General features: G+C 55.7%; 12 protein-coding genes. 11 read left to right on the top strand and 1 reads right to left on the bottom strand.

Features of this window, described 5'->3' with window-relative positions; all coding sequences use genetic code 11:
- Positions 1 to 4: 4 nt before the first annotated feature.
- The 10 genes from D3P09_RS06150 to D3P09_RS06105 all read left to right on the top strand — a co-directional run bounded on the left by D3P09_RS06150 (position 5) and on the right by D3P09_RS06105 (position 10,824).
- The gene (locus tag D3P09_RS06150) at positions 5 to 1,831 is read left to right on the top strand and encodes a polysaccharide biosynthesis protein (RefSeq protein ID WP_120108044.1); all 1,827 of its coding nucleotides are present in this window, start codon (positions 5 to 7) and stop codon (positions 1,829 to 1,831) included.
- A 49-nt stretch (positions 1,832 to 1,880) separates the two neighbouring features.
- On the top strand, positions 1,881 to 2,768 hold the full coding sequence (galU, locus tag D3P09_RS06145) for a UTP--glucose-1-phosphate uridylyltransferase GalU (RefSeq protein WP_120108043.1): 888 nt from the start codon (positions 1,881 to 1,883) through the stop codon (positions 2,766 to 2,768).
- The gene (locus D3P09_RS06140) at positions 2,758 to 3,921 is read left to right on the top strand and encodes a glycosyltransferase family 4 protein (protein ID WP_120108041.1); all 1,164 of its coding nucleotides are present in this window, start codon (positions 2,758 to 2,760) and stop codon (positions 3,919 to 3,921) included. Before galU ends, D3P09_RS06140 begins: the two co-directional genes overlap by 11 nt.
- Positions 3,884 to 5,068 (top strand): glycosyltransferase family 2 protein, encoded by a 1,185-nt coding sequence (locus tag D3P09_RS06135; protein WP_120108040.1) that lies wholly within the window; start codon positions 3,884 to 3,886, stop codon positions 5,066 to 5,068. Before D3P09_RS06140 ends, D3P09_RS06135 begins: the two co-directional genes overlap by 38 nt.
- Positions 4,962 to 6,080 carry a glycosyltransferase family 1 protein gene (locus tag D3P09_RS06130; protein WP_243643918.1) on the top strand — a complete coding sequence of 373 codons (1,119 nt, stop codon included), beginning with the start codon at positions 4,962 to 4,964 and terminating at the stop codon, positions 6,078 to 6,080. The genes D3P09_RS06135 and D3P09_RS06130 overlap by 107 nt, the downstream gene beginning before the upstream one ends.
- A gap of 18 nt (positions 6,081 to 6,098) precedes the next feature.
- Complete coding sequence (locus D3P09_RS06125) at positions 6,099 to 7,001, top strand: glycosyltransferase family 2 protein (protein ID WP_120108038.1); 903 nt, start codon at positions 6,099 to 6,101, stop codon at positions 6,999 to 7,001.
- 33 nt (positions 7,002 to 7,034) lie between these two features.
- Entirely contained in the window at positions 7,035 to 8,108 is a 1,074-nt protein-coding gene (locus D3P09_RS06120) for an EpsG family protein (protein ID WP_120108036.1), read from the top strand.
- Between the two features lie 134 nt (positions 8,109 to 8,242).
- Positions 8,243 to 8,983, top strand: a complete 741-nt coding sequence (locus tag D3P09_RS06115) for a glycosyltransferase family 32 protein (protein ID WP_120108034.1) — start codon at positions 8,243 to 8,245, stop codon at positions 8,981 to 8,983.
- A gap of 33 nt (positions 8,984 to 9,016) precedes the next feature.
- Complete coding sequence (locus D3P09_RS06110; protein ID WP_120108571.1) at positions 9,017 to 9,622, top strand: sugar transferase; 606 nt, start codon at positions 9,017 to 9,019, stop codon at positions 9,620 to 9,622.
- A 53-nt stretch (positions 9,623 to 9,675) separates the two neighbouring features.
- The gene (locus D3P09_RS06105) at positions 9,676 to 10,824 is read left to right on the top strand and encodes an aminotransferase class I/II-fold pyridoxal phosphate-dependent enzyme (RefSeq protein ID WP_243643954.1); all 1,149 of its coding nucleotides are present in this window, start codon (positions 9,676 to 9,678) and stop codon (positions 10,822 to 10,824) included.
- On the opposite strand, the gene D3P09_RS06100 is transcribed toward D3P09_RS06105, so the two are convergent.
- Positions 10,815 to 11,474, bottom strand: coding sequence for an acetyltransferase (locus tag D3P09_RS06100; RefSeq protein ID WP_120108031.1), 660 nt, complete (start codon positions 11,472 to 11,474; stop codon positions 10,815 to 10,817). The genes D3P09_RS06105 and D3P09_RS06100 overlap by 10 nt on opposite strands.
- Before the next feature lie 319 nt (positions 11,475 to 11,793).
- Here D3P09_RS06100 and D3P09_RS06095 point away from each other — a divergent pair, with 319 nt between their 5' ends.
- The gene (locus D3P09_RS06095; RefSeq protein WP_120108029.1) at positions 11,794 to 12,993 is read left to right on the top strand and encodes a nucleotidyltransferase domain-containing protein; all 1,200 of its coding nucleotides are present in this window, start codon (positions 11,794 to 11,796) and stop codon (positions 12,991 to 12,993) included.
- Positions 12,994 to 13,014 lie beyond the last annotated feature (21 nt).

Genomic DNA, 13,014 nt, shown 5'->3' with positions numbered 1-13,014 from the left:
TATCATGACTTATCGAAGTAGACTTTCGCTTCTTGTGCTGCTTGATTCGGGGATTGTCCTAACGGCGCTGGCTGTCAGCCGCTGGCTGCTGGAGCCGAATACCGCCGCAGGCACCGGCTTCTACTTCCTGGCGGGGACTCTTCTTCTGCTGCACCATGGATCTTTCCTGTACTTCAAGCTTTACAAGAAGGCTTGGGAATATGCGAGCATAGGCGAGCTGGCCATAATGACCAAAGCCGTAGGACTATCTTTCCTGCTGACCGCGATTGCTCAGGCTGTCGTATACGGAACGCTTCAATTGAAATGGCTCGCTGTCGCATGGATGATCCATATTTTGCTTATCGGCGGCTCCAGGCTTGGTTGGCGCATGCTTCGGGGGAGCTTCGGCAAGCACGGCGGCAAGAGCAAACGGACGCTGATCGTCGGAGCGGGCTCCGCCGGAACGATGCTGGCACGCCAGCTGATGAACAACCCGGATGCCGAACTGCATCCCGTCGCATTCGTGGATGATGATGCCAAGAAGCAAATGCTTGATATTATGGGGCTTCCTGTTGCCGGAAGCATCGCGGACATCGTAGATGTCGCGAAGAAGCTGGAGATCGACAATATCGTATTGGCGATTCCTTCTATGAACAAGAAGGAGCTCTATCATATCTATACGGAATGCGCCAAGACGAGCGCCAAGACGCAGATGATTCCAATGCTGGAGGATCTCGCGACGGGCCGGATTTCGGTCACGCAGTTCCGTGACGTGCAGGTGGAGGATTTGCTGGGGCGCGAGCCGGTTGAGCTGGACATCGAGAGCATCTCGGGTTATGTCACGCAGAAGGTAGTGCTTGTCACTGGCGCGGGCGGATCGATCGGCTCGGAGGTATGCCGCCAAATCTCGCGGTTCCTGCCGGAGAAGCTTGTGCTGCTTGGGCATGGGGAGAACAGCATCTATGCCATTGAGATGGAGCTCAAGGAGACGTTCAAGGATACGAATATCAAGTTTTTTACCGAAATAGCCGATCTCCAGGACGCTGACAAAATGATGGCGGTCATGATGGCCCATCGGCCTCATGTCGTCTACCATGCGGCGGCCCATAAGCATGTGCCGCTAATGGAGCGCAATCCGGAGGAAGCGTTCAAGAACAACGTGCTGGGCACGCTGAATACAGCCAAGGCTGCAAGCAAAAGCCGCGTCGAGACCTTCGTCATGATTTCGACCGACAAAGCGGTCAACCCTACAAGCGTGATGGGCTCAACCAAGCGGGTTGCAGAGATGATCATTCAGCATATGGACCGGATCAGCAATACGAAGTTTGTCGCTGTCCGGTTCGGCAACGTGCTGGGCAGCAGGGGCAGCGTAATTCCGCTGTTCAAGAAGCAGATTGCCAAGGGCGGCCCCGTGACGGTAACCCATCCCGATATGGTCCGTTACTTTATGACGATTCCGGAGGCGTCGCGGCTGGTCATCCAGGCGGGGGCGCTGGCGAAGGGCGGCGAAATCTTCGTGCTCGATATGGGCGAGCCGGTGAATATTACGCAGCTGGCCCAGAATGTCATCCGCATGTCGGGGTTTACTGTAGACGAGATCGGCATCGAATATACCGGCATCCGGCCGGGCGAGAAGCTGTTCGAGGAAATGCTGAAGGACGACGAAGTGATGGAGCAGCAGGTGTATCCCAAAATTTACACCGGCAAAGCTTCCGCTATTTTATATGAAGAAATCGAGCAGCTAATTGCAGACTTCCCTGACATGAATCAGGCGGAGCTGAAGACGCGGCTGCTGGATATGGCCAATCACGCGGTGACGGATATCAAAAAGCTGGCGACCGTATCCGGTTAAAGCAGGAACGAGCGGTTCCATCATTATGGTAGAGAAGCGGGGAATAGCGATGAAAGTTAGAAAAGCAATCATACCGGCGGCGGGACTCGGCACGAGATTCCTGCCGGCGACCAAAGCGATGCCGAAGGAAATGCTGCCGATCGTCGACAAGCCGACGATACAATATATCGTGGAAGAAGCGATCGAGTCCGGCATTGAGGATATCATCATCGTGACAGGCAAAGGCAAAAGGGCGATTGAAGACCATTTCGACAACTCCGTGGAGCTGGAGCAGATCTTGACCGCCAAAAGCAAATTCGAGCTGCTGCAGGAAGTTCGCAAGTCCTCCGATATGGTGGACATTCACTATATTCGCCAAAAAGAACCGAGAGGCCTCGGCCACGCCATCTGGTGCGCCCGCAAGTTCATCGGCGACGAGCCGTTCGCCGTCTTGCTGGGCGATGATATCATCTCGGCGGAGAAGCCGTGCCTGAAGCAAATGATCGAGAAATATGAGCAATACGGCTCGTCCGTTATTGGCGTTCAGCGGGTGCCGGAGGAAGCGGTCTCGCGCTACGGCATCGTGGACGGCATGGTGATGGAGCCGGGCTTCCACCGGATCAACCATCTCGTCGAGAAGCCGGCGCGCGAGGAGGCGCCTTCCGATATGGCGATTATGGGCAGATACATATTGACGCCTGAGATCTTCGACATTCTGGGCTGCCAGCAGCCGGGCTCCGGCGGAGAGATCCAGCTTACGGACGCTATCGGGACGCTGAATCGCTCCCGGGCGGTATTCGCCTATGAGTTTGAAGGCAAGCGCCATGATGTCGGCGAGAAAATGGGCTTTATCCAGACGACAATCGAGTTTGCTCTGCAAAGAGACGATTTGCGATATGAATTGCTTGATTATCTGACGCGTACGCTGCAGCGGGAAACGGCGCCTTATGAGTCCTAAAATTCTGTTTTGCGCGACCGTGGACTATCATTTCAAAGCCTTTCATTTGCCGGTAATGGAATGGTTCCGCAAGATGGGCTGGGAGGTTCATCTTGCGGCGCGCGGCGAGCTGGACATTCCGCATGTGGACCGCAAATTCAACATTCCGATCCACCGCTCGCCCATGAAAGCAGAGAACATGAAGGCTTATCGGGCATTGAAAAAGATCATCGATACAGAGGGGTATGCCATTATTCATTCCCATACGCCGGTCGGGGGGGCGCTGGCTCGAATGGCCGCTCGCGGCGCCCGCAAGCGGGGAGCCAAAAGCATCTATACGGCGCATGGCTTTCACTTTCACAAGGGCGCTCCGTTGTCGAGCTGGCTTCTGTTTTATCCGGTAGAGAAGCTGCTTGCAGCCATGACAGACAGCCTGATTACGATCAATCATGAGGATTACCGGCGGGCCATCGACAGCCGATTCCGCGCGGGGCGCATTCATCATGTGCACGGTGTCGGCGTGCATACGGGGCGATTCGCTCCGCTGCCGCCGGAGGAGAAGCGTGCGATGCGCGATCTGTTCAATTATACGCCGCATCACTTCTTGATGATCTATGCTGCGGAATTCAATGCCAACAAAAATCATGAGCTTCTCCTGCGGGCGATGTCGAAGCTGAAGGACAGCATCCCCAGCGCACGCCTGCTGCTGGCTGGAGAGGGGCCGCTGCTGGAAGAATGCCGGACGCTTGCCGTCCAGCTTGGCGTCGCTCCCCAGGTAGACTTTCTCGGTTATCGGAGGGATCTGCACCAGCTGCTTCCGATGTGCGATGTTGCTGTCGCATCCAGCCTCAGGGAAGGGCTGCCGGTCAATATTATGGAAGCGATGGCTTGCGGGCTGCCTGTCGTCGCTACCAGGAACCGGGGCCATGTGGAATTGGTGCAGGAGGGCAAAAGCGGCTTTGTCGTAGAGCCGGGCGATCCGGACGAATTCGCCAGCCGCCTGCTTCTGTTGTTCCGCTTCCGCGATACCCGTATTCGCATGGGCGAGCACGGCTTGGCTCGTGTGAAGGATTATTCGCTCGACCGTGTGCTGGAGGAGCTTAAGGAGCTCTACAAGCCAATGATGGAGGTCCGGGATGAAGCCCATTATCAGTATCGTCGTTCCTATATATAACATGGAGGGCTACCTCCCTCGCTGTCTGGACAGCTTGCTCCGGCAGACCTATCCGCTCTTCGAGATTGTGGCCGTCAATGACGGATCGACCGATAGCAGCTTGGCCGTGCTGAAGCGGTATGCCGCTGCCGACTCGCGAATCCGGATCATCGATTCCGCCAATGGGGGCGTCGCTGCCGCACGCAACCTTGGAATGGCATCCTGCCGCGGCGAATATATCGGCTTCGTCGATCCCGATGATTGGGTGGAGCCTGAGATGTACGGGGAGATGCATGCCGCTTCGCTGGAGCATGATGCGGATATCGTCATGTGCGGGTATACGCGGGAGTTCGGCACCCACGCCAATCCCAAGCCGTTCTCGCTACCGGATATGACGATCCTGCGGGGGGATGAGGTGCAGACGGGCATGACCCGCCGGCTGGTTGGGCCTATCGGCGCCGAGACTGCGTCGCCGGAGCATCTGGATGCCTGGGGAACGGTATGGTCGAAGCTGTACCGGGCGGAGCTGCTAAGCAAGAGCGGCATTGCCTTCGAGGATCTGAGCGTCATCGGAAGTAATGAAGACACGCTGTTCAATGTGGAAGCGTTCCGCGGGGCAAGCTCCTTTCTGTTCTTGAACCGGCCTTATTACCACTACTGGAGGGCCAATGAAGGCTCCATCACGACACGCTACAAGCCGGAGCTGCTGAAGCAGTTCCTCGTGCAATACGACAAGCTGGGGGCAGCGGCAGAGGGCGGTCCGAATGCTTCTGAATACCGCAAGGCGCTGGGGAATCGGATTGCGCTGAATGTGATGGGTCTTGGACTTAATATCATTAGCCGCTCGAACCCCGCTTCCTTAAGGGGAAAGCTGAAGCAGCTCAAGGAGCTGCTGTCGCAGCCGAGGATGAAGGCGTCGCTAGGAGAGTTCGACGCTTCAGCTTCGCCTCTTGTATGGAAGCTGTTTTTTGCAGCGGCAAGACTGCGGCTTGCCTTGCCTATATACATAATGCTGAACGGCATTGAGCTGCTCAGAACGAGAAAGAAAGGAGGGAATAAAGGTGCAGCTTCGCATTCTGCAGGTCGTGACCATCATGAACCGGGGCGGACTGGAAACGATGCTCATGAACTATTACCGGCAAATGAGCAAAAACGGCATTCAGTTTGATTTCCTGGTGCATCGCTCAGAGGAAGGGCATTACGACAAGGAAATCTTGTCGCTTGGCGGCCGAATCTTCCGCATGCCTCCGATCCGGCCAGGCAATTACCGCCGCTACTTCAAGGAGCTGGACGCCTTTTTCGCAGGGCACAAGGAATACAGAGTCGTCCATGCCCACATGAATGAGAACAGCGGCTTTGCCATTCGCGCGGCCAAGAAGGCCGGCGTGCCATGCCGCATCATTCATAGCCATCTGAGCGACCTGGCGCTGGATTACAAATATCCGTTCCGGCTTTACGCCAGAGCGGCGATCAAGGGCAATCCGAGCCATTACTTCGCTTGTTCCGCCAGGGCGGGCGAATGGCTTTACGGCAAGAAACAGGGGCATCCGGTGACCGTGCTGAACAACGCCGTCAACACGGAGGACTTTCGCTTCGACGAGCGGATCAGAGCGGAGGTCAGGGCCGAGCTGGGCGCCGGAGATTCGCTTGTTGTCGGGCATATCGGACGGTTCAATGAACAGAAGAACCATAAGTTTCTGCTCGATATCTTCGAGTCGCTCCGCCGGCGCAAGAAGGACGCGCTGCTGGTGCTTGCGGGCGACGGCTATCTTCGGCCCGCGATTGAGCAAGAGGCGCAGAAGAGAGGCCTGTCGCAGTCGATCCGTTTCCTTGGCGTTCGCGAGGATGTCGCGAGGCTGCTGCAAGGTATGGATCTGTTCCTGTTCCCTTCCTTGTTCGAGGGGCTTCCTGTCGTGCTGGTAGAGGCGCAGGCCGCCGGACTGACTTGCATCGTATCCGACACGATTACGAAGGAAACGGATGTGACGAATCGGGTATCCTTCCTTTCGCTGGACCTGGCTCCCGACGAGTGGAGCAGCGCCATTCTGGAAGCATCGTATGAGCATGCCGATACGAGGACTATGCTTCGCGAGAGAGGTTATGACGCAGCAGCGATGGCGGAATGGCTGGGCTCGTTCTACCGCCAGCAGCTGGAGAGCGCTGCGGCATCATCGCAATAAGAAGGAGCGGACATACGAATGGAACCTTCAATTACTGTTTTTACGCCAACATTCAATCGCGCCTATACGCTGCATTTGTGTTATGAAAGCCTGCAGCGCCAGACGAACAAGGATTTTATTTGGCTCATCATCGACGACGGGTCAACCGACGGCACGGCTGAGCTCGTAGAGAGCTGGAAGCGGGAGGCGGACTTCCCAATCGAGTATGTCTATCAGGCGAACCAGGGCATGCATGGCGCCCATAATACGGCTTATGAGCATATCCGCACGGAGCTGAACGTCTGCATCGACTCCGACGATTATATGACCGACCATGCGATTGAATCGATCTTGTCGTTCTGGAAGAGCTGCGGGAGCGAACAATACGCCGGCATCGCGGCGCTTGACGCCTCGCCGGACGGAGCGGTCATAGGCACGAGGCTGCCTGCCGGTCTGCAGAGCGCAACCCAGTCGGAGCTCTATGCCAGGTATGGGGTCAAGGGAGACAAGAAGCTCATCTATCGCACGGAATTGACGCGCGGCTGCCCTCCGTACCCGGTGTTCGAAGGCGAGAAGTATTGCCCTCTCTCCTACAAATATATTCTCATCGACCAGCAGCAGCCGCTTCTATTAATGGATGAGGTCGTCTGCATCGTCGAATACCGGACGGATGGCTCCAGCATGAACATACTGAAGCAATATTTGCGCAACCCGCGCGGCTTCTCCTTCTTCCGCAAGACAGCCATGCAGTACGCCCTGACATACAAGGACCGATTCCGGGAAGCCGTTCATTATGTATCCAGCAATCTTATCTTGCGCAATCCGCGGTTTCTGGCCGAATCCCCGCGGAGGTGGACGACGCTGCTGGCGGTGCCGCTTGGCCTCGCGCTGTACGTCTATCTGAACCGGACGAAAAGAAGCACCGTCATGAAGAATGGCTGACATCAAGGCGCAGCCCTGGAGGGAACAAAGCAAATGGAAATGATATGGTTCACGCTGGCGGCCGTGTTTTTGAGCGCATTTATGGGCAGGTTCCTGGCATTGAACACCGGAAGAATGCCCCTAACCATACGGCCGAATAGAGGATATATCGTTCTTGCCGCGCTTTGCTTGATTCTGGTAGCGGGCTTGCGCAATAACATAGGCGATACGTATCTCTACATGCACGGCTATCAAGTCACCACTTTTACCTGGGAATCCGTCATGCAGTCGGATGATATCGGCTTCAATCTGTTCCAGATGCTGCTGCAGCAATTGACTCCCGATCCGCAGCTCATGATCTTCCTTACCGCGTTCGTTACGAATCTGCTGATCGTCATCACCTTCTGCCGCTATTCGCGGCTGGTCGAGTTCAGTCTGTACGCCTATATTACGACCGGAGCATTCATCGTCTCGATGAACGGCATCCGCCAGTATCTGGCGGCGGCCATCGTCTTCGCCGCAATCAAATCGCTGCTGGAGGGGAAGTGGAAAATTTATTTTCCGGTGGTGCTGTTCGCTTCATTCTTTCATCAGAGCGCGCTGATCATGGTGCCGATCTACTTCCTGGTGCGGCGAAGGGCATGGACGCTGACAACCAGCTTGATGCTTGGAGTGGCTATATTGATCGTGGTCGGCTTCAACTATTTTTCCACGGCGCTCTTCAGCGTCATCGAGAATACGAAGTATTCGGAGTACGAGAACTTCCAGGAGGGCGGAGCGAATTTCATCCGGGTCGTGATCTATGCGATCCCGCTCATCATCGCTTACCTTGGCAGAGATAAGCTGAAGGCGATATTCCCGCAAAGCGATGTCATCGTCAATCTGTCGCTGGTGGGAGCGGTCATTATGCTGATCTCGACCCAGAACTGGATTTTCGCACGGCTCGGCATCTACTTCACCTTGTATCAGCTCATTCTGATGGGATGGATGATCAAGCTGTTCCGGGAGAAGGACCAGCGGTTTGTCTATTTGATGTTTGTCTGCTTCTATTTCCTGTATTTCTTCTATGAAAATGTCATCATTCTCGATATTCGCTACACCAGCGATTATATCAAATGGCCGTTTTAAGCCATGCTTACGAAGATAAGTTTTGCTTCGCAAAACTTAAGCTTATGCTTACGATGATAAGTTTGCCTTCGCAAACTTAGGTCTACGCTTACGAAGTAAGTTTTGCTTCGCAAAACTTTTTAGGAGGAAGCCCTATGCAAGATTCGGAACGGATCCCGCGCATCATCCACTACTGCTGGTTCGGGCGCGGGGAGAAATCGAAGAAGATCAAAAAATGCATGAAAAGCTGGGAGAAGCATCTGAGCGGGTATCAGTTCATGGAGTGGAATGAGGAGCTGTTCGACGTCGGGCAGAGCCGTTACACGAAGGAAGCTTATGAAGCCCGCAAGTTTGCATTCGTCAGCGACTACGTGAGGCTGCATGCGCTCCATAAGCATGGCGGGATCTATCTGGATACCGATGTGGAGGTCGTGAAGGGGCTGGACGATTTGCTCGTCCATGACGCCTTTAGCGGCTTCGAGGATGAATCTTATCTGCAATCGGGGACGATGGGCGCTTCTCCGGGACATCCATGGATCAAGGCGCTGCTTGATGAATATGCGGGCAGAGCGTTCCTGCTGCCGGACGGCACCTACGATATGCTGACGAATACGGCGGTCATCTCCGAGCATTGCAAGCGGGACGGGCTAAAGCTTAATGGCCAGCATCAAGTGCTGAGCAACGGCGTCGTATTCTATCCGCGCACGTTCTTCAGCCCGTACGACTATATCAACGGCGGCAGCTATCTGACCACAGACAGCTATACGATTCATCACTTTGCCCAATCCTGGCTCCCGGCGCATGTCCGGCTGAAAAGCGGGATCAAACGGATCGCAGGAAGAGTGGTAGGCCCGAAAGTCATCTCCAAGATGAGAAAGTGGCTTGTGCAGTCCTAGTTTTCATAGAGAAAGAGGAGAAACCATACGATGATGAAACGTAGCTTTGATGTTGCCGTCGCCTCCGCGCTGCTGCTGCTGCTGTCGCCCGTCATTGCCGTTGTTGCCTTTCTGGTTGCTTCAAGGCTAGGAAGGCCGGTTCTGTTCCGGCAGATCAGGCCGGGGATGCACGGCAAGCCGTTCCAGCTGTATAAATTCCGGACGATGACGGATGGCCGGGATGCGGATGGGAATCTGCTGTCGGATCATTTGCGGCTGACACCGCTGGGCCAGATGCTGCGCAAGCTTAGCCTGGATGAGCTCCCGCAGCTGCTCAATGTAGTGAAAGGCGAGCTGAGTCTGGTCGGTCCGCGTCCGCTGCTGATGGAATATTTGCCCCTCTACACCGAGGAGCAGGCGAAGCGCCATCTGGTCAGGCCGGGCATTACCGGCTGGGCGCAGGTGAACGGCCGCAACGCCGTCACTTGGGAGGAACGATTTATCAAGGATGTCTGGTATGTGGAGAACAATAGCTTTTGGCTCGATATAAAAATCTTGCTGTTAACCGTAAAACGGGTGGCGAAGTCCGACGGCATCAGCAATGGCAATCATGTGACGATGCCCCTCTTCGAAGGCAACGCAAGCAATCAGAAAGGATGAGATGCCCTTTGTCCGCAACTGCAAACGCCAGAATTTATTTATCGCCGCCGCATATGAGCGGCCAGGAGCAAGCCTATATCGGAGAGGCCTTTGCGAACAATTGGATCGCGCCGCTCGGTCCCCATATTAACGCATTTGAAAGTGAAATTTCGGATTATGTGGGTTCAGGAGGGGCGGCGGCCGTCAGCTCGGGCACGGCGGCGATCCATCTGGCGCTGCGCCTGCTTGGCGTGGGAGAAGGCGACCGAGTCTGCTGCCCGAGCTTTACATTCATCGCAAGCGCCAATCCGATCCGCTACTTGGGCGCAGAGCCCGTCTTTATCGATTCCGACCCCGAATCGTGGAATATGTCGCCCGCTGCGCTGGAGAGAGCGCTGGCGCTTGGCGCAAGATTCGGACAGCTGCCTAAGGCGGTCATCGTAGTCCATCTCTATGGATGCATGGCTAATATGAAGGAGATTATGAGCATTTGCTCGCGTTATGGCGTTCCTGTAGTGGAAGATGCGGCGGAGTCGCTAGGCTCTACCTATGAGGGGCGTCAAAGCGGGACATTCGGGCGCTTCGGCATCTTCTCCTTCAACGGCAATAAAATCATTACGACATCGGGCGGAGGCATGCTCGTATCGGATGACACTCTTGCGCTGGAGAAGGCGCGGTTCCTCGCGACCCAAGCGAGAGATGACGCGCCGCATTACCAGCATAGCCAGATGGGCTACAATTACCGGATGAGCAATGTGCTGGCGGGAATCGGCAGAGCGCAGCTTGCCGTGTTGAACGAGCGTGTCGATGCGAGAAGAAAGGTATATCATATCTACGAGGAAGCGCTGAAGCCTTGGGAAGAGATTCGATTTATGCCTGAGCTGCCGGGTACGCGGTCGAACCGCTGGCTGACGGCGTTGACGATCGACAGCCCGCATGCGGAAGCTGTCATTAAGGGGATTATGGCTGGAATGGCCAGCGCCAATATTGAAGTGCGTCCGTTATGGAAGCCGCTGCATATGCAGCCGGTATTCAGCGACAGTGCTTTCTATACGCATTCGGCGGCAGGCACAGCCGTCTGCGAGGATTTGTATCACAGAGGGATATGCCTGCCGTCCGGCTCCAGCCTGGCGCTGGAGGATCAGGGCAGGGTCATCGATGTCATCCAGGATGTGATGCATCAATTAAGCGGAATAGCTGCGAAAGCGGTCAATCAAAGGTAGCGCTCGCCCGCCGCTCTTGGTCGAACGACTCGGGCAGGAGTGCCGTAAGCCACCGAGTGCGGCGGCACATCCGAGACGACTGTCGCGCCTGCTCCGATGACGCTATGCTCGCCAATGGTGCGGCCGTGAATCAGCACAGCGCCGATTGCGACGGCCGTATAGTCGCCGATTGTGACATTGCCGCCGGTGGCGCATCGCGGAGCGAAGCTGACAAAGCTTCCGATCCGGGAATCGTGATCAACCGATGTGCCCGGATAGAGAATGCCATGTTCGCCAATAATCGCGTCGCTGTTCACGACAGCGCCCGCCATGACAACCGAGCCTGCGCCGATGCGGGCTCCTCTTGCTATTTGAGCGGAGGGATGGATGGCGGTTGCGAAGGGCAGATCCGGAAATTTGCGCTTCAAGCCTTGGACGACGAGGCCGCGAGTCCAGTTGTCGCCAATGGCAACAATAGCGCCGTCGATCGTGCCGGCATGGGAAGCGAGCCAATCGTCGCTGCCCAGCACAGTGCAGCCATATACCTGCTCTCCGGCAGAGAGGCGCTGATCCAGCAGGCCGGCAATTTCGTAGATGCCCGCTTTCTCAACCGTATCCACGACCGTCTTCGCATGGCCGCCGGCACCGAATATAATGATTCGTTTTGACATAGACATTCCCCCGAACAGTTCACAATAAAAAAGGATTGTATGGAACGACAGCATCGTCTGAGCAGGATTCATCCGCAACCGAAGATAACTACCGCTGCAGCCGGAAGGTGAACAGACTTGCAAAAGTCAGGCCTCTCCGGCTGCAGCACGTATCGTCCTATTATTCTAGCATACGGCCCTATTATCATAAAATTTGGCTATAATCGCAAGCAATAATTGACAGATTCGAAGGCGGATGATAATCTGTAAATGTGTTCGTTTTATAGAACAAAATTATTATTTTGTTCGTTATTTGCGAATGATTGCGAAGGGGAGACTTATGAGACACGATCATACCGGAGAATTCTCCCAGGAGCTGAAGCTGCTGCTTGCGCTGCTGGAGATGGAGGAAGGGGCGGCGCTGACGTTCGAGCACTGGGAGCTGATGCAGGACGCCGATTGGCATGAGTTCATTGCGCTGGCCAGGCACCATCGGGTGTTCCCGACCGTTAACCGCAAGCTCCAGGAGCTAAGGCCGATTCGGGTGCCCTCATTCGTGATGGGCATGTTCCAGCGGGACTATTACCGGAACACCATTCAGATGCTGGCGCTGAGCGGAGAGATGGAGCTGCTGGCCAGCCAATTTATGAATAAAGATATACGCGTGCTTTTCCTGAAGGGGCCGGTTATCGCCGCCGATCTCTATGGCGATGTATCGCTGCGAACCTCTTGCGATCTTGATGTGCTGGTGCCGATGGATCGGCTGGAGGCGGCGGAGGAGCATCTGCTTTCTCTCGGCTATGTAAAGGATGAATATATTACGAGCGTGCTTAATGACTGGAAGTGGCGCCATCACCATATGACCTATATGCATCCCCAGAAAGGGATCAAGGTTGAGGTGCATTGGCGGCTGAATCCGGCTCCCTCGAAGGAGCCCGGCTTCGAGGATCTGTGGAGCAGAAGAAGGAAGAGCGCGCTGATCAGCCGGCCGATCTATTATTTGGGACGCGAGGATCTGTTCCTGTTCCTCGTCTCGCACGGAGCGCGGCATGGCTGGTCCAGACTGCGCTGGCTGCTGGATATCAAGCAAATGATGAATCAGAAGATCGATTGGCCGAAGCTCATACAGCTGCTGCGCAAGCATCAGATGCTCCATATCGGCGGGCAGGCCGTCTGCCTTGCCGCCAAGCTGCTGGCTGCGCCACTGCGGGAAGAGATGAGGCCGGCTCTGGCGTCCCGCAAAGCGGAGTGGCTGGCGGAGGATACGCTGTTCTATGTCCATCGGACGGTGAATCTGCACAGTCCGCCCCTGCCGAAAGACGTCGAACGCTATCACAAGCAATACTTGCTGGCGCTTATGACGACCCGACAGAAGCTGCTGTTTTTCGCCAGCATTCTTCATCCGCTGGCCGAGGATGCCAAGACGCTGCCTTTGCCGGCAAAGCTGCATTTTTTATATTTCCCGCTGCGGCCGATCCTGTGGGCGTCGCGGAAATTATGCAATCGCGCCTCCGGGAAGAAGCGGGAAGCAAGCGCGTAGCCGGGCGCGCTGGAGAGGAGC

Origin of the sequence: Paenibacillus pinisoli (assembly GCF_003605435.1) — a bacterium.
GTDB lineage: Bacteria > Bacillota > Bacilli > Paenibacillales > Paenibacillaceae > Pristimantibacillus > Pristimantibacillus pinisoli.
Note: the sequence above shows the minus strand (reverse complement) of the source record. Positions and strands in the feature narration are given on the sequence as shown.

Bases quoted from the DNA above. Each gene is read 5' to 3' on its own strand.
- D3P09_RS06150 (WP_120108044.1), top strand. From the start codon at position 5: ATGACTTATCGAAGTAGACTTTCGCTTCTTGTGCTGCTTGATTCGGGG.
- galU (WP_120108043.1), top strand. From the start codon at position 1,881: ATGAAAGTTAGAAAAGCAATCATACCGGCGGCGGGACTCGGCACGAGA.
- D3P09_RS06140 (WP_120108041.1), top strand. From the start codon at position 2,758: ATGAGTCCTAAAATTCTGTTTTGCGCGACCGTGGACTATCATTTCAAA.
- D3P09_RS06135 (WP_120108040.1), top strand. From the start codon at position 3,884: ATGAAGCCCATTATCAGTATCGTCGTTCCTATATATAACATGGAGGGC.
- D3P09_RS06125 (WP_120108038.1), top strand. From the start codon at position 6,099: ATGGAACCTTCAATTACTGTTTTTACGCCAACATTCAATCGCGCCTAT.
- D3P09_RS06120 (WP_120108036.1), top strand. From the start codon at position 7,035: ATGGAAATGATATGGTTCACGCTGGCGGCCGTGTTTTTGAGCGCATTT.
- D3P09_RS06115 (WP_120108034.1), top strand. From the start codon at position 8,243: ATGCAAGATTCGGAACGGATCCCGCGCATCATCCACTACTGCTGGTTC.
- D3P09_RS06110 (WP_120108571.1), top strand. From the start codon at position 9,017: ATGAAACGTAGCTTTGATGTTGCCGTCGCCTCCGCGCTGCTGCTGCTG.
- D3P09_RS06105 (WP_243643954.1), top strand. From the start codon at position 9,676: ATGAGCGGCCAGGAGCAAGCCTATATCGGAGAGGCCTTTGCGAACAAT.
- D3P09_RS06100 (WP_120108031.1), bottom strand. From the start codon at position 11,474: ATGTCAAAACGAATCATTATATTCGGTGCCGGCGGCCATGCGAAGACG.
- D3P09_RS06095 (WP_120108029.1), top strand. From the start codon at position 11,794: ATGAGACACGATCATACCGGAGAATTCTCCCAGGAGCTGAAGCTGCTG.